Below are 15,595 nucleotides of genomic sequence, written 5' to 3'. Positions count from 1 at the left end.
AGAGACCGACACGCCCGCCGCCATGACCAACAATCGCCTCGAACGTTTTGCCCATAATCTCGATTGGAATCTTTTGCGCACCTTCGTCGTCGTCGTCGAGGAGGGCAGCATCACGGCAGCGGCCAACCGGCTGCTTCTGCAGCAGCCGGCCGTCAGCATGGCGTTGAAGCGGCTGGAACAGACCATCGGGCAGAAGCTGATCGACCGCCGGCCGGGCCGGTTCGATCTCACCGAAGCAGGCGAGAAATTGTACGGCCAGTGCCGGGACATCTTTGCGGCGGTAATCCGCCTGCCCAATGTTCTGGAGACCGCCGGGGAAGAGGTGACCGGTCATCTCAACATTCATGCGGTAAGCCATGCGCACAATCCGGCCTGGGACCGGAAGCTCGAAACTTTCTTCCGCCTGCATCCGAAAGTAACGATCTCGATCACCGTGGCAACGACTGTCGATGTACTCAGCGCTGTCGAGCGCAACATCGCGACGATGGGTCTTTGCGACGGGGTGATACCCGACGGACTGAACAAGAGCTTCCATATACGCGAGCGCTACGCACTTTATTGCGGGCGCGACCATCCGCTGTTCGGCGTCGAAGGCATCGATTTCAACGACCTGCGCGGCAATCCCTATATCGCTTTCATTGCCGACGTGCTGGGCGGACAGCACATGAATTCGGTGACCGCCGTTCGCGCAATCGGTTCCTTCGGCCAGCAAGTCAGAGGCGTTTCCTGCAATGTCGAGGAAGTCACGCGGCTGATTTCGGCGAATGTCGGCATCGGCATGCTGCCCGATCACCTCGCAGGCCCTGCGGTCAAGGCCGGGCAGTTGTGGCAATTGCCGCCCTATAGCGACCTTCCGACGACGGATGTCTTTCGCATTTCCAATCCGAACTCGATCCTCAATCCGGCGGAAGCCGCCTTTCTCGCCCATGTCGCGGATACGGAACCGCTGGATCACTGCCTGGCGCATCACCAGGATTGATAACGGCATTTCCCACTATAAATTTGAACGACGCTTCTAGCCTCCTTATGGTCCGCGCGAAGGACGTGAGGAACGGGAAATATGCGGAAATACGATGTGGTCATCATCGGCGGCGGAATTGCGGGATTGTCGCTTGCCTATGTCCTTAGCCCGCACCGGTCGGTTGCCGTCATCGAACGGGAAGACGCGCTCGGTTACCACAGCACCGGTCGCTCCGCCGCAGAATTCGTATTGAGGTACAACGCGACGGAAGTGTGCGCGCTGGCGAGGATTTCCAAGGTTTTCTTCGATCAACCGCCGCAGGGCTTCACGGACGTGCCGCTCTTGAAGCAGCGCGGCGGGGTCATGATCGCGAGCGCCGACAAAATCGAGCGCTTCGAAACCGTTCTGGCCGAGGAACGCGCGTTCACGCCGGAAATCGAGCGCGTGACACCCGCGGAGGCAATCGCTCGCGTCCCGATCCTCAAGCCCGATTATGTCGCTGCCGCTTACTTTGATCCGAACTTCTGGGACATCGAGGTGGAGAACCTGCTCCAGGGCTACGTCAAGGGCGCCCGCCGCAACGGATGCGACGTCCTGGAACGCCATAAGGTCTTGTCGGCCGAATCCGATGGAACTACCTGGGTCCTCAAGACGTCCGCTGGTGAAATCAGCGCGAAAGTTGCAGTCAACGCCGCCGGCGCCTGGGCCGATCCGGTTGCTGCGCTGTTCGGGGTCGACCCGATCGGTATTGTCCCGCATCGGCGTACCGCCATCACCGTCGACCTTCCGGATGGCGTCGACGCGGGAACCCTGCCGGAAATCAACGAGATAGACGAGGATTTTTACATGAAGCCGGAAGGCGGCCGACTGCTCGCCTCTCCCGCTGACGCCACGCCTTGTGAGCCATCCGATGTCCAGCCGGAGGAGATCGACGTTGCCTGGGCAGCACACTACGTGGAAGAAGCCACTACCATCTCCGTCCGGCGGATCGCCAAGAGCTGGGCGGGCCTGCGCAGTTTTTCCGCGGACAAGCTGCCCGTCGTCGGTTTTGCGCCAGGGCGCTCGGATTTCTTCTGGCTTGCCGGCCAGGGCGGCTACGGTATTCTCACTTCACCGGCGCTCGGAGCGCTCGCCGCCAGCCAGCTCACGGGCGCCCCCCTGTCCGAAGAGTTCAGGATCGAAGCGCTTGATCCTCGGGCGTTCTCCCCTGCCCGCTTCCCCAAGTAGGCGCATAACGGAAAGCCGCGGGACGGCATGTGTGCGGCCAAGCGGCAGTGCGAGTCGCAGCGATGCTCTACAAAGAACACGTTTATCTGCAATGCGCTCGGTTCGGGCTAACGCTTTGAAACTGCGCACCGGCCGGAATGCCGTTACGCACATTTCCTGGAATTGCTTCAGATGTCGGAAAGCCCCTCTTCTTCGACGTCGTTGGCGCCCAGCGCCACAAATTGATCCAACAGCCACGAAGCGGCCGGTCCTGGCGGCGTGTCGCGCCGCCAGACGCCGGCGAAGCGATAGATTCCGCCCTTGTGGTCAGGCATGTCGAGCCGCAAAAGCGTGCCGCTTTCCAGGTCGGGCCGGACCAGAGGCAGGGGCATGTTGCCCCAACCAATCCCCTGGCGTAGCAGCGCATGCTTGGCGCCGAGGTCGGCGAGCCGCCAAGTCCGAGGGCTCAGCACCGCAAAATCCTGCCCCGTGGTGAAGAGTGAACGATCGGTCAAGACGAGTTGGACGTGATTTCGCGCCTCTCCCGGCTCGATCCTTTCCATGCGCCCGAGCGGATGGTCGGGCGCGGCCACCGGAACCATGGGCACCGACCCGGCTGCGATGCACTCCACCCCCTCGACGCCCACCGCCAGCGGGCCGGAAATCCCGATCACCGCCTTGCGCTCGAGCACGGCCGCGGTGACCGCACCGAGGGCTTCGACATGCAGGCACAGCGACACCGTGGGAAACGCTTCGGCAAAGGCGCGCAATACCTTGCCGAGCCTTTCCGCCGGCAGCATCACGTCGACCGCGATGTCCACCTCGGCCTCCAAACCGTCGAGCAGTCCCTTCACCTTGGCGCGCAGACCGTCGAGGCCGTGGGCGAGTGCCCGCGCTTCCGCGAGCACGGTTCGCCCTGCGGCCGTCAACTTGGGTTTGCGCGTGCCTTCGCGCTCGAACAACTCGATACCGAGCTGCGCTTCCAGGTTGGCAATGCCGTAGCTGACGACGGAGACGGCACGATTGAGTCGGCGGGCGGCGCCCGCAAAACTCCCGGCATCGACGACGGCCAGGAACACTCGAAGCTGCTCGAAAGTCGGTGTGCCGGGATTGGACATCGTTCAACTTTCTCGAACAAATATGTCTCAATTATCCCACTGTCTAAGCAAGCCCGCAAGCCTGTATACACGGTCCAAGATGGCGAGGCGGCGAGGAAACAGCGGCGCCGGAGCATAAGGAGATCTGTCGTGATCGCGCTGAGACCCTCCGCCGGATACCACCGCAAAGGCTTCCGGCCGCATCCCCACGCTAATCGTGAATGCGCGATAACGGACGACGTGGGGTGGTAACCGCCTTCATCTTCGCCGCGCATTTGGGCCTCAACCGAGGAGGTAGCGGGGAAGCCTTTCCGGATCCTGATCATCTCCACCCGCCAAGAAGAGGCAGCGCTGCGCAACCGCTCGCGGCTAGCTTTTTGTCGCTCGGCTCCTAACGAAGAAGGGAGGAAACTCATGCCAATCGGACCGCAAGTGACGGTACTTCGATCAGACACCATGTCGGTTGCCCATGTTCGCAGCGATCATGTCGGCAAGCAGGAGAGCATCGCAATCCCGAATTCGGACTCGTTCAGCACCATCGTTCAACTTCGCGCGTTCAAGGATCACCGTTTGTGGCAAAACGGGCGGCTGGTGCATGATGGAGGCCACGCGCAGGGGGCATTGTCGATCACAGATCTTGCCGAAGACTGGCGCTGCGAGCATCGCTCACAATTCGACAACATGCGATTTGCGATCGATCGCAAGGTCCTGCAGGCGTTTTTGCGGGACAACGGAAAAGGCGGCCTCTCCCGCCTCAAATGCGAGCCCGGCCAGATCGACCCGGTAGTGCACCATCTTGCCCAGGCGCTCCTGCCTGCTCTTTCAGATCCGCAGAACGCCGACAGCCTGTATGTAGACCACGTCTTGCTTGCCTTGCAGGCCCATCTCGTAAGCCGCTACGGCGGCGTCGACCTCGCCTCCGTTCAGGCGCATGGCCTTTCCAAACATCAACTGGCTGCCGCGACGGCCTATCTTGCAGAACATGTGTCACGCAAAATCGCAATGGCGGAGGTCGCATCGATCTGCGGCCTGTCCACGAGCCACTTCATTCGGGCATTCAAGAAATCGACCGGGCGCACGCCGCATCGCTGGCTGACCGAACACCGAATCCAAAAAGCGAAAGGCCTGATCCTGGGAGAGACACCCATAGCAGAGATCGCCGTCAGTTGCGGGTTTGCGGATCAAAGCCATCTGACCCATGTATTCTCGTCTATCTGCGATGTTTCGCCAGCCGCTTGGCGGCGCATGCAGCGCAAATGACGTTCACCAGTTCGTCGATTTCTTATCCTCTTGTGATGCCGAGAACAGTCAAGATGCCATATGACGTTTGCGCCTGAGGCGCCTCTTCCTAGTCTTGGCTAAGCTCGAACACATGATGATGGATGTGTCCGTCGAACATCTCCAGCAGGCCCTTGGTCATCTCGCGGCTCTCGTAGCGCACAGGTGATTCCAGGGCCTGCGCTAGAGCTTCGCGATCATCGTAGGCGGTGGAAAGGATCATCGCGAACGGCGTCGCTCCCGCATCGCGCTCCACGGCATGGAGAACCCTGACTTCCCGGACGCCCGGAAAGGCCTGCCAAAGCGGCATCAGCTTCTCCGCCACGTAGGCGCGGAATGCCCCCTCACGGCCAGGATGTATCATGCCCTCAAAAAGGGCTTGGCGAACAATCATGATGGTCCCCGCTTCAGTTGACGATATTCGGCGATTTCCCGCCGGCAAAATGGGCGGCGAGATTCGCAAGCACGAGTTGCCCCATGGCTATGCGCGTCTCGACCGTCGCACTGCCCTGATGCGGCATGAGCACGGTATTCGGCGTCGAATAGAATTCGCTGCGGATCTTCGGCTCGTTGACGAAGACGTCGAGCCCCGCACCCGCGATCGTTCCGGATCTCAGCGCCCCGATCAAGGCGTCCTCGTCGATGACGCTGCCGCGCGCGACGTTTATGACGATGCCCTGGCGGCCGAGTGCTTCAAGCACGGAGGCGTCGACGATGTTCTGGGTTGCGGCACTCGCCGCCACGCAGACGGCGAGCACATCGCTGTCACGGGCGAGATCGGCTGGGCCTTCATGGGCCACCCAGTTGACGTCGGTCAGCCTGGAGCGGTTCCAGTAGCGCACCGACATGCCGAAGGCCTCCGCGCGGAGCGCCAACGCGCGCCCGATCTGCCCGAGGCCGAGCACGCCGATCCGCTTGCCCTTCGGGCTATGGCCGAGCGGCAATTGTTCGCCCGCCGCCCAGCGGCCTTCCCGCACCAGCCTGTCACCCTCGCCGAGCCGGCGCAGCACCGCAAGCATGAGCGCGATACCCAGGTCCGCTACGTCATCGGTGAGCACGCCCGGTGTCGTCGTCACGTCGATGTTGCGGCTGCGCGCAAAGGCAAGATCCACCTTGTCCGTGCCGACCCCGTTGATCGCGATAATCCCAAGCGAAGGAAGCTTCTCGATCCAGCCATTGGGCAGACCCGAACCGCCGCCGGTGGCAACCGCGCGAATGGAAGAAAGCGCGGCGTCGAGCGCCGGCTGGTCGCCGGCCTCATAGAGCCTGTGGACCGTATAATCCCGGTAAAGCTCCTCCATGACGAGCGGCATCATTGGCTCTACGAGCAACAAATCTGGTTTCACGTCTAAACTCCAACTATTGCATGTCGCCAAAGAAGCGCGCATCGCCTTCGGGACAACAACATGCATGAAAACAAAGACTTGAAGCGCGTCGAAATTCGCTTGAACGCGACCCGCTTCAGCTGAGTGCGGCGTCAGGAGATCTGGCCGAGGAAGAAGCGTGTGCGCTCGTGTTGAGGGGCACTGAAGAAGGTATCGGGCGTTGCGACTTCGAGGATTTCGCCGCGATCCATGAACACGACGCGATCGGCCACGCTTCGCGCGAAGCCCATCTCGTGCGTCACGCAGAGCATAGTCATGCCTTCGTTCGCGAGATCCACCATGGTGTCCAGTACTTCCTTCACCATTTCCGGATCGAGTGCCGAAGTCGGCTCGTCGAAAAGCATGATCTTCGGATTCATGCAGAGCGCGCGCGCGATCGCCACGCGCTGCTGCTGTCCGCCCGAAAGCTGCGCCGGATATTTCGCCGCCTGCTCGGGGATGCGCACGCGCCTGAGAAACTTCATGGCCGTCTCTTCGGCTTCGGCTTTCGTCACGCCGCGCACTTTCATCGGAGCGAGCGTGCAGTTCTCGAGTACCGTCATATGGGGAAACAGATTGAACTGCTGGAAGACCATGCCGGTTTCCTGGCGGATCAGATCGACATTCTTTCCACCGGCGGTCAGGTCATGACCATCGACGACGATCCTGCCCGAATGAATGGTCTCGAGCTGGTTGATGCAGCGGATCATCGTCGACTTGCCGGAGCCCGAAGGTCCGCAAATAACGATCCGTTCGCCCCGGCCAACGGTCAGGTTGACGTTCTTCAGGGCATGAAAGGACCCATACCACTTGTTCACGTCCTCCATGCGCACGGCCGGATCAGAAGCCCCGCGCGCACCGGGGGCGGAGGCGATTTCGCTTACCATGTTCATCGCGAGGGGCTCCAGTTTTCTTATTTCGCTTTGGTCACGAAGTCCGGCAGCGGAGAACCAAGCCATTTCTCGTGGATGGCGTTGAGCTGACCGTCCGTCTTGACCTTGTCGAGGAAGGCGTTGACGAAGCTCAGCATCTCGCTCGATCCCTTGCGGACGGCGATGCCCTGAACCTGCTGGTTCAAGACGAGCTTCTGATTGAACCGCCCGGGGGCAGCCGCCTCGATCTGCTGGGCGACGACGTTGGACACGCCGATCAGCTCGACCTGGCCGGAAAGCAATGCCTGCACCGCACTGGCATCGTCGTCAAAACGCTGGATGTTGGCGTCCGGCGGCGCGATCTTGGTGACCGCCGTATCCTGCGTGCTGGCGCGCGCCACGCCGATCGTCTTGCCGGCCAGGTCTTCCGGCTTTGCGACTGCCTGATCCTGGGCGCCGAACACGCCGATCGAGATACCAGCATAGGGCTGCGAGAAATCGACGTTCTTGGCGCGCTCTTCGGTGATGCCCAGCGAAGCGACAAGCAGGTCCACCTGGTTGCTCTGCAGATAGGGGATGCGGTTCGGGCCGGTCACGGGCACGATCGTCACCTCGACGCCGAGTTCCTTGGCAAGCAATTTCGCGACGTCCGCGTCATAGCCGTCCGGATTGTTGCTCGCGTCCATAATCCCGAACGGCGGAAAATCGACCAGCATTCCAACCTTGACGGTTCCGGCCGACTTGATCGCCTCCACCGTCTGCGCGGCAGCCGGGGACACGAAACCGGCGAGAAGTGCAGCGCCAAGAACCGACATTGCCATGCGTCTCGAGATATTCATTCTTCCTTCCCTTCTCACATGCCGGCCCTCCCGCCGGCGGGGCCCGTCAACGTGCCGTTGCGCGGGAAAAGCGGGTTTCCATTCGACGTGCGACCAGCGACAGCGGCCAGCACAAGAGGAAATAGATAGCGGCCACCGTGCCGAATACGAGAAATGGGCTGAAGGTCGCATTGTTGATGATCTGCCCTTGCCGGGTCAGCTCGGTAAAGCCGATGATCGATGCGAGCGACGTGCCCTTTATCAGCTGGACCAGGAAGCCGACGGTCGGGGCGACCGCGATGCGGATCGCCTGGGGCAGGATCACGTGGCGCATGGAATGATAGTAGCGCAGGCCAAGCGCCGTCGCGGCCTCACCCTGCCCCTTCGGCACCGCTTCGATGCAGCCGCGCCAGATCTCGCCCAGAAAGGCGCTGGCGTGAAGCGCTAGCGCTATCGTCGCGGCGATCCAGGGGTTGATCGCAAAGCCGAAGATATTCATGCCAAAGAACACCAGGAAAAGCTGCATCAGCAGCGGCGTTCCCTGGAAAACGCGGATGAAACCGGTGGCGAAGAGACGGAAAGCCCGCACTTCGGACACGCGCATCAATGCGATCAACAGTCCGCCGACGCTGCCACCGGCAAAGGCGATGGCCGAAAGCGCAATCGTCCATTGCGCCGCCATAACAATGACGAGGAACTCGTTCCAGCCGAAGACTCTGATCATGGCAGCGCTCCTCAGCGGCTGAGCGGGTATTTGAAGGCCATTTTCTCGACCGCGTAAAACAGCGCGGAGAAGCCGACCGACAAAACGAGATAGATCAAGGTGACCGCGATATAGACCTCGAAGCTCGCGAAGGTTGCGGACTGGAGGTCGTTTCCGGCGGCAGCCAAGTCATCCGCAGAGATGACAGACACGACACTGGTATTCAGCATCAGGTAGATGAACTGGCTGGTGAGCGCAGGATAGACGGTCCGCAGGGCCGGCTTCATGATCACGTAGCGAAAGATCTGCGCCCTCGACAGGCCCAAGGCCCACCCCGCCTCCACCTGGCCCTTGTGGATCGACTCGATGCCGGCACGGATGATCTCCGTGCCATAGGCACCGAAATTGACAACGAGCGCCAGGAGCGCCGCACTGTTCGGCGACAGCCTCAGGCCAAGCGACGGCATGCCGAAGAAGATGAAGAAGATCTGCACGAGGAAAGGCGTATTGCGGATGATCTCGATATAGCCGTCGATCACGGTACGCAGGATCTTCGGCCCGGACGTCTTTCCCCAGGCGCAGACAATGGAGACGACGAGACAGATCAGCATGGCGGCGCACGACAGGCGGACCGTCAGCCAGGCACCGACCAGCAACTGGTCGAAGGACGCCAGGACAGGTGTGAAATTGAATTCGTACATGCCGGGACCTCCTCCCAAACCACCGAGACGGACGTCGCGCCTCCCCGCGTTCACGTCACTTAGATCGATCTAAAAGGTTTCCAGGCGGGCGTCAACCGTGGTGATCGTCAAATTTTCAGTTGGGTCGGCCGCAGGATTGGCGGATGTGCAAGGTCGTGTCGTTCACCAGGCGGCGCGGCGGCAGGGCCGGATCGGCGATCCGTTCGACGAGGAGTCGTGCCGCCATTTCGCCGATAGCGACGGGGCCGGTCGAGACCGAAGTAAGCCTTGGGCGGATCGCCTCGGCGTCCGCCACGTCGTCGAAGCCGATCAGGGAAAGATCGCGGCCGATCGTCAGTCCACAATCCTGAAGTCCCGCAGAAAGACCCAGGGCCACAAGGTGGTTGAAGCATATCACGGCGGTCGGCCGTGTCGCCCGGTCGAAAAGAAGATGGGTCGCCTGGGCGATTTCACCGAGCTGTGTCGGAAAGCGGATCAGCATACTCGGATCGAGACCACGCGACAGCATGGCGTCGCGAAATCCGTCCACGCGTTCCTGATAGGCGGAGTGGACCGGCCCGTGGACGGCAAAGGCAATTCTCTCGTGGCCGAGCGAGGCGAGATAATCCACCGCCTGGCGCATCCCTGTTGCATAGTCGGCCCCGACATAATCCATATCGAAGGAGATGTGGCGCAACACCTGCACCACCGGCATGTCCCAAGCGGTTATCTGCTCGGAGAGCGTCGATTCGGTGTGGGCGGCAGGGCAGAGGATAACCCCATCCACACCGTGTTCACGCATGCGCCGGAGCAGCATTTCCTGTTGCTCGACTCGATCCCCGCTTTTGGCGAGGATGACGACCTTGCCGGTCGCGCCGATGATTTCCTCGATGCCTGACAGGAGCTCCGCGAAGAAGGGATTGGTTAGGTTTGGGACGATGGCACCGATGATCTGGCTGCGTTCGACGCGCAGGCGGGCGGCGCCGATATTGTAGACATAACCGAGGTCCCGCATCGCCTCCTCGACGCGCATGCGCGTCTCGCTGCCAACCAGCGGGCTCTTGCGAAGGACCAGAGAGGCGGTCGCGCGGGAGACGTTTGCATGTCGCGCGACATCGAGGAGCGTAACGCGAGTTTTTTTTCGTTCTTCGGAGGACATTGAATACCGATGGGAAAGGAATGCGTGGAGAGGACTATAGTCGACTACGAGAACCGGGCAAACGCTGCAATCGGAAAGCGGTCGCCGCACATCGCGTCCAAGAGATATCGCCATGATCGCCGGGGGACGTAATGCGCCGCGCCGCCCGGTCGCGAACACATCGTCCTTCCCGGGCGTCTTTGACTTGTCACGCTAAGCTATTTGAATGAGGTTTGCGAAGGTCGACGAAGAAAGATCACCCGCCGAGCAATTTTCGACAATGAGCGCAGTGATCTACAATCAGCATCCTCTCGCACGTACTAGGTTGTGCCCAGTCCTATAACCTTATGGAGGTCTCTATGCCGACGAACGCCACCCCGACCCCCGGTTCTCTTCTGATATCGCCGAAGGATCACACGCTGATCATGATCGATTTTCAGTCGCAAATGGCCTTTGCGACGAAATCGATCGACGCGGTATTGTTGCGTAACAACGCCGCGCTCGTGGCGCATGCCGCCGCGGGCTTTGGTGTATCCACCATTTTGACGACGGTCGCCGAAAAGACCTTCTCGGGCCCGATGTTCGGCGAGATCACCGAGGCCTTTCCGGGCCAGGCGCTGCTCGACCGCACCTCGATGAATACCTGGGAGGACGCGGCTGTCATCAACGAGGTCAACGCCATCGGCAAGCAGCGGCTGGTCTTCTGCGGACTGTGGACCTCCGTCTGCATCGTCGGACCAACGCTCTCGGCGCTCGACCAGGGCTTCGAGGTCTATGTGATCGCCGATGCCTGCGGCGACGTTTCGGACGAGGCGCACGAGCGCGCCATGGACCGCATGGTTCAGGCTGGCGTCCGGCCGATGACCTCGCTGCAATACATGCTGGAACTGCAACGCGACTGGGCCCGCACCGAGACCTACGAGATGACGACCGGCATTGCCAAGAAATTCGGCGGATCCTATGGCCTCGGCATCATCTACGCCAAGAGCATGTTCGGCGCGTCCGAAGGGCACTAAAGCCTCCAAAACCAGGCTTGAGCAATTCCAGGAAATGTGCGCCCGGAATTGCGTAGTTTCAAAGAGTTAAAGCCGTTCCGTCCACGCGCGGAACGGCGCCTCTCGCGGAAAGGACCATGCCTATGAAAATGTACCTGCTGTCGCTTGGCGCCGGGGTGCTCGTGGGCGTCATTTACGGCCTGCTCAATGTTCGCTCGCCGGCGCCGCCGGTTATCGCGCTGGTGGGGCTCTTGGGCATCCTCATCGGCGAACAGGCCGTCCCGGTCGTCAAACGCCTGATATCGGGCAATCCTGTCAACGTTTCCTGGTTCAACAGCCGCTGTGTCCCGCACCTTTTCGGGGAACTGCCGACCGGGGTCGATCACAAGGCTGTGCCCGATCAGCCTCCAACCCGGGGGATTGGCTGATGCCGACCCGGCGCGGCTTTCTGGGAGCGGCGTCCGCCCTGGCGCTCCCCAGCCTGTTTTCACCGGCGCGCGCCGCCGATCCAGTTTCGATTTCAGGAGACAATCCAATGAGCGCCGATCTGATCCTGCATCACGGCCTGGTTACCACGCTCGACCGCACCAAGCCGAATGCAACTGCGGTTGCCATCAAGGACGGCAAGTTCCTTGCCGTCGGACAGGATGCGGAGGTAATGGCCCTTGCGGGCCAGGACACCAAGGTCATCGACCTGAAGGGCAGGCGCGCTCTGCCGGGCCTGATCGACAACCATACGCACGTCATACGCGGCGGGCTGAGCTACAACATGGAGCTGCGCTGGGACGGCATCCGCTCGCTCGCCGATGCTATGGATATGTTGAGGCGCCAGGTGGCGATCACGCCGCCGCCGCAATGGGTGCGCGTGGTCGGCGGCTTCACGGAACATCAGTTCGCCGAGAAGCGGCTGCCGACCATTGAGGAAATCAACGCCGTCGCGCCGGACACGCCGGTCTTTCTGCTCCATCTCTACGATCGGGCGCTGCTCAACGCCGCCGCCCTGCGTGCCGTCGGCTACACCAAGGACACGCCGGAACCGCCCGGCGGCGAGATCACTCGCGACTCCGCCGGTAATCCGACCGGACTGCTGCTCGCCAAGCCCAACGCGACCATTCTCTATGCAACTCTCGCCAAGGGACCGAAGCTGCCAATTGAATATCAAATCAATTCGACGCGTCACTTCATGCGCGAGCTCAACCGGCTCGGCGTCACCGGCATAATCGACGCCGGCGGCGGCTACCAGAAATACCCGGACGACTATGAGGTCGTCCAGAAGCTCGCCGACGACGGCCTGCTGACGGTGCGGATGGCCTACAATCTCTTCACGCAGAAGCCGAAGCAGGAAAAGGAGGACTTCCTCAGCTGGACGTCCACGACGAAATACAAGCAGGGAGACGACTATTTCCGGCACAATGGCGCCGGGGAGATGCTGGTCTTCTCCGCAGCCGATTTCGAGGATTTCCGCCAGCCGCGCCCGGACATGCCGTCGCAGATGGAGGGTGAACTGGAGGAGGTGGTGCGCATTCTCGCCGAGAATCGCTGGCCGTGGCGGCTGCACGCCACCTATGACGAGACGATCAGCCGCGCGCTCGACGTCTTCGAAAAGGTCAGCAAGGATATCCCGTTCGAAGGCCTCAACTGGTTCTTCGATCACGCCGAGACCATCTCCGAGCGTTCGATCGACCGTATCGCCGCGCTCGGCGGCGGTATCGCCGTCCAGCACCGCATGGCGTACCAGGGCGAGTATTTCGTCGAGCGATATGGTGCAGGTGCGGCCGAGGCGACGCCGCCGGTGGCACGCATGCTGGAAAAGGGCGTCAAGACATCGGCGGGGACCGACGCCACCCGCGTCGCCTCCTACAATCCCTGGGTCTCGCTTTCCTGGATGATCACCGGCCGCACGGTCGGCGGCATGCGCGTCTATCCGCAGCGCAATTGCCTCGACCGCGGGACGGCGCTGAGGATGTGGACCGAAAACGTCACCTGGTTCTCCAACGAGGAGGGCAAGAAGGGCCGCATCGAGAAGGGCCAGTTCGCCGATCTGATCGTCCCCGATAAGGACTTCTTCGCCTGCGCGGAGGACGAGATCTCGTTTCTCACGTCGGAGCTGACGGTCGTCGGCGGCAAGGTCGTCTATGCTGCTGGCACCTTTGCCGAATACGACGAAGGCGAGCTGCCGCCGGCCATGCCCGACTGGTCTCCCGTGCGCACCTTTGCCGGCTATGCCGCCTGGGGTGAGCCCGAAGGGGCCGGCAAGCGCTCGCTGCGCCGCACCGCGATCGCGACCTGTGGCTGCGCCAGCAATTGCGGCGTCCATGGACATGACCATGCCGGCGCCTGGACGTCGAAGCTGCCGGTTGCGGATCTCAAGGGCTTCTGGGGCGCGCTTGGCTGCTCCTGCTGGGCCGTCTGAGGAAGGCGCGAACGATGACATCGGCTTCGACGATCGAAAACCGGCTCGCGGCCCGCGCAAGGCCGCTGTTCAGCACACCGGGCTTGCGGTTCGTCGCGCTGCTTGCCCTGTGCTCTGCCTATATCCAGGGGCCCTTGACGAAGATCTTCGACTTCGGCGGGGCGATTGCCGAGATGAACCACTTCGGCTTGCAGCCGGCCCTCTTCTTCGCCGTCGCCGTCATCGTGTTCGAGCTCGCCGCCTCGGCGATGATCCTCGCCGGCTTCTTCCGCTGGCTTGCCGCGCTGGCGCTCGCCGCCTTCACGCTTGCCGCGACCTTCATCGCCCTGCGTTTCTGGGAGCTGCCACACGGGATGGAGCGCTCGATGACGACCAATGCGTTCTTCGAGCATCTGGGTCTCGCCGGCGCCTTCCTGATCGTTGCATGGCAGGACCTTCACGAGCGGAGGGCCGCTCAATCATGACTGACGCTACCGCCCCTTCGAGCGGCTTCGCACCGCTTCGCCAGAAGGTTTTTGCGACGCTCTGGATCGCGACCGTCATCGGCAACACCGGCAGCTTCATCCGCGACGTCGCAAGCGCATGGCTGGTGACTGATCTTTCGCCCGCCCCCGCCGCCGTCGCCATGATCCAGGCGGCGGGCACGCTTCCGATCTTCCTCCTGGCGATCCCTGCCGGCGTACTGTCGGATATTCTCGACCGCCGCAGATTCCTGATCGTCATTCAGCTGGTGCTTGCCGGCGTCAGCATCTGCCTGTTGCTCCTTTCGGCAACGGGGCTCCAGTCGGTCAGTTCGCTGATCGCCTTGACCTTCGCCGGCGGCGTCGGCGCCGCGCTCATGGCGCCGACCTGGCAGGCGATCGTGCCCGAACTGGTCGACAGGAAGGACGTCAAGAGCGCCGTCGCACTGAATTCGCTGGGCATCAACATCGCGCGATCGATCGGGCCGGCGGTGGGCGGGCTGCTGCTCGCATGGTTTGGCGCCGCCGTGACCTATGGCGTCGATGTCATCAGCTATCTTTTCGTCATCGCCGCGCTCGTCTGGTGGAAACGCCCGCCCGATGCCGAGGACGCGCTTTCGGAAAGATTCGCCGGCGCCTTCCGCGCCGGCCTGCGCTACGCCAAAGCCAGCCACGAGCTCCACGTCGTCCTGCTGCGGGCCGCCGTCTTCTTTGCATTCTCGAGCGCGGTCTGGGCGCTGCTGCCGCTGGTTGCCCGCAACCTGCTCGGCGGTGATGCCGGCTTCTACGGCATATTGCTCGGCGCTGTCGGCGCCGGTGCGATCGGAGGCGCCGTCCTGATGCCGAAACTGCGCGCCCGCTTCGACGCCGACAAGCTGCTTCTCGGCGCGGCGGCCGTTACGGCTGCGGTGATGGCAGGGCTCTCGTTCGCACCCCCGCAATGGCTGGCGCCCGTGGTGCTTCTCGCCCTCGGCGCCGCATGGATCACGGCCCTGACGACACTCAACGGCGCCGCGCAATCGATCCTGCCAAACTGGGTTCGCGGACGGTCGCTTGCGGTCTATCTGACCGTGTTCAACGGTGCAATGACGATCGGCAGCCTTGCCTGGGGTCTCGTTGCCGAGGCGGCGGGCGTTCCTCTCACCTTGATCATCGGGGCCGCAGGCCTGTTCACCGTCGGCTTGCTCTTCCACCCGCTCAAGCTCCCGAGAGGCGATGCCGATCTCGTCGCTTCCAACCATTGGCCGGAGCCGCTTACTGCAGAACCCATCGAGAATGACCGCGGCCCGGTGATGATCCTCATCGAATACCGGGTCGCAAGAGAGGACAGGAATGGATTCCTCGACGCCATCCATCGCCTGTCGCAGGAGCGGCGGCGCGATGGCGCCTATAGCTGGGGCGTGACCGAAGACGCGGCCGATCCCGAACGGATCGTCGAATGGTTCATGGTCGAGTCCTGGGCCGAGCACCTCAGGCAACATCGGCGCGTTTCCAAGGCGGACGCCGATGTCCAGAAGGATGTCCTCCGCTTCCAGCAGGGACCTGAGGCGCCCGTGGTGCGCCACTTCATCACCGTCAACCAGGCGCCCGACAATCGTCGCGGTTAGAG

General features: G+C 62.2%; 16 protein-coding genes. 8 read left to right on the top strand and 8 right to left on the bottom strand.

Annotated features, from left to right (window positions below; all coding sequences use genetic code 11):
* Nucleotides 1-22 precede the first annotated feature (22 nt).
* Complete coding sequence (locus tag QN224_RS27155; protein WP_336621130.1) at nt 23-979, top strand: LysR family transcriptional regulator; 957 nt, start codon at nt 23-25, stop codon at nt 977-979.
* 81 nt (nt 980-1,060) lie between these two features.
* Nucleotides 1,061-2,188: an FAD-binding oxidoreductase gene (locus tag QN224_RS27150; protein ID WP_283979148.1), complete on the top strand. Its 1,128-nt coding sequence runs from the start codon at nt 1,061-1,063 to the stop codon at nt 2,186-2,188.
* Nucleotides 2,189-2,355: 167 nt separating this feature from the next.
* Here QN224_RS27150 and QN224_RS27145 read toward each other — a convergent pair whose 3' ends face one another.
* Nucleotides 2,356-3,285 carry a LysR family transcriptional regulator gene (locus QN224_RS27145; RefSeq protein ID WP_173512409.1) on the bottom strand — a complete coding sequence of 310 codons (930 nt, stop codon included), beginning with the start codon at nt 3,283-3,285 and terminating at the stop codon, nt 2,356-2,358.
* A 393-nt stretch (nt 3,286-3,678) separates the two neighbouring features.
* Here QN224_RS27145 and QN224_RS27140 point away from each other — a divergent pair, with 393 nt between their 5' ends.
* Nucleotides 3,679-4,524 (top strand): AraC family transcriptional regulator, encoded by an 846-nt coding sequence (locus tag QN224_RS27140; protein WP_283979147.1) that lies wholly within the window; start codon nt 3,679-3,681, stop codon nt 4,522-4,524.
* A gap of 88 nt (nt 4,525-4,612) precedes the next feature.
* Here the strand turns inward: QN224_RS27140 and QN224_RS27135 are convergent, their stop codons facing one another.
* From QN224_RS27135 to QN224_RS27105, 7 genes are all read right to left on the bottom strand, one after another.
* Nucleotides 4,613-4,936, bottom strand: coding sequence for an EthD family reductase (locus QN224_RS27135; protein WP_173512408.1), 324 nt, complete (start codon nt 4,934-4,936; stop codon nt 4,613-4,615).
* A 13-nt stretch (nt 4,937-4,949) separates the two neighbouring features.
* Nucleotides 4,950-5,858: a 2-hydroxyacid dehydrogenase gene (locus tag QN224_RS27130; protein ID WP_283979192.1), complete on the bottom strand. Its 909-nt coding sequence runs from the start codon at nt 5,856-5,858 to the stop codon at nt 4,950-4,952.
* A gap of 161 nt (nt 5,859-6,019) precedes the next feature.
* Nucleotides 6,020-6,799: an amino acid ABC transporter ATP-binding protein gene (locus QN224_RS27125; RefSeq protein ID WP_283979146.1), complete on the bottom strand. Its 780-nt coding sequence runs from the start codon at nt 6,797-6,799 to the stop codon at nt 6,020-6,022.
* A gap of 20 nt (nt 6,800-6,819) precedes the next feature.
* The gene (locus QN224_RS27120) at nt 6,820-7,617 is read right to left on the bottom strand and encodes a transporter substrate-binding domain-containing protein (protein ID WP_283979145.1); all 798 of its coding nucleotides are present in this window, start codon (nt 7,615-7,617) and stop codon (nt 6,820-6,822) included.
* A 46-nt stretch (nt 7,618-7,663) separates the two neighbouring features.
* Nucleotides 7,664-8,320: an amino acid ABC transporter permease gene (locus QN224_RS27115; RefSeq protein WP_283979144.1), complete on the bottom strand. Its 657-nt coding sequence runs from the start codon at nt 8,318-8,320 to the stop codon at nt 7,664-7,666.
* Nucleotides 8,321-8,331: 11 nt separating this feature from the next.
* Nucleotides 8,332-9,000 carry an amino acid ABC transporter permease gene (locus QN224_RS27110; RefSeq protein WP_283979143.1) on the bottom strand — a complete coding sequence of 223 codons (669 nt, stop codon included), beginning with the start codon at nt 8,998-9,000 and terminating at the stop codon, nt 8,332-8,334.
* Between the two features lie 115 nt (nt 9,001-9,115).
* Nucleotides 9,116-10,138 (bottom strand): LacI family DNA-binding transcriptional regulator, encoded by a 1,023-nt coding sequence (locus tag QN224_RS27105; RefSeq protein ID WP_283979142.1) that lies wholly within the window; start codon nt 10,136-10,138, stop codon nt 9,116-9,118.
* A 338-nt stretch (nt 10,139-10,476) separates the two neighbouring features.
* Here QN224_RS27105 and QN224_RS27100 point away from each other — a divergent pair, with 338 nt between their 5' ends.
* From QN224_RS27100 to QN224_RS27080, 5 genes are all read left to right on the top strand, one after another.
* Nucleotides 10,477-11,133, top strand: a complete 657-nt coding sequence (locus QN224_RS27100) for a hydrolase (RefSeq protein ID WP_173512402.1) — start codon at nt 10,477-10,479, stop codon at nt 11,131-11,133.
* Nucleotides 11,134-11,255: 122 nt separating this feature from the next.
* Nucleotides 11,256-11,540 carry a XapX domain-containing protein gene (locus QN224_RS27095; RefSeq protein ID WP_283979191.1) on the top strand — a complete coding sequence of 95 codons (285 nt, stop codon included), beginning with the start codon at nt 11,256-11,258 and terminating at the stop codon, nt 11,538-11,540.
* Nucleotides 11,540-13,525, top strand: a complete 1,986-nt coding sequence (locus tag QN224_RS27090; protein WP_283979141.1) for an amidohydrolase — start codon at nt 11,540-11,542, stop codon at nt 13,523-13,525. Before QN224_RS27095 ends, QN224_RS27090 begins: the two co-directional genes overlap by 1 nt.
* A gap of 14 nt (nt 13,526-13,539) precedes the next feature.
* Nucleotides 13,540-13,989: a DoxX family protein gene (locus QN224_RS27085; protein WP_283979140.1), complete on the top strand. Its 450-nt coding sequence runs from the start codon at nt 13,540-13,542 to the stop codon at nt 13,987-13,989.
* Nucleotides 13,986-15,593 carry an MFS transporter gene (locus QN224_RS27080; RefSeq protein WP_283979139.1) on the top strand — a complete coding sequence of 536 codons (1,608 nt, stop codon included), beginning with the start codon at nt 13,986-13,988 and terminating at the stop codon, nt 15,591-15,593. The genes QN224_RS27085 and QN224_RS27080 overlap by 4 nt, the downstream gene beginning before the upstream one ends.
* The last annotated feature ends 2 nt before the right edge of the window (nt 15,594-15,595 follow it).

The organism is Sinorhizobium sp. 7-81 (assembly GCF_030124405.1).
GTDB lineage: Bacteria > Pseudomonadota > Alphaproteobacteria > Rhizobiales > Rhizobiaceae > Sinorhizobium > Sinorhizobium psoraleae.
The sequence above is the reverse complement of the archived record's forward strand: the minus strand, read 5'-3'. Positions and strand labels throughout refer to the sequence as shown.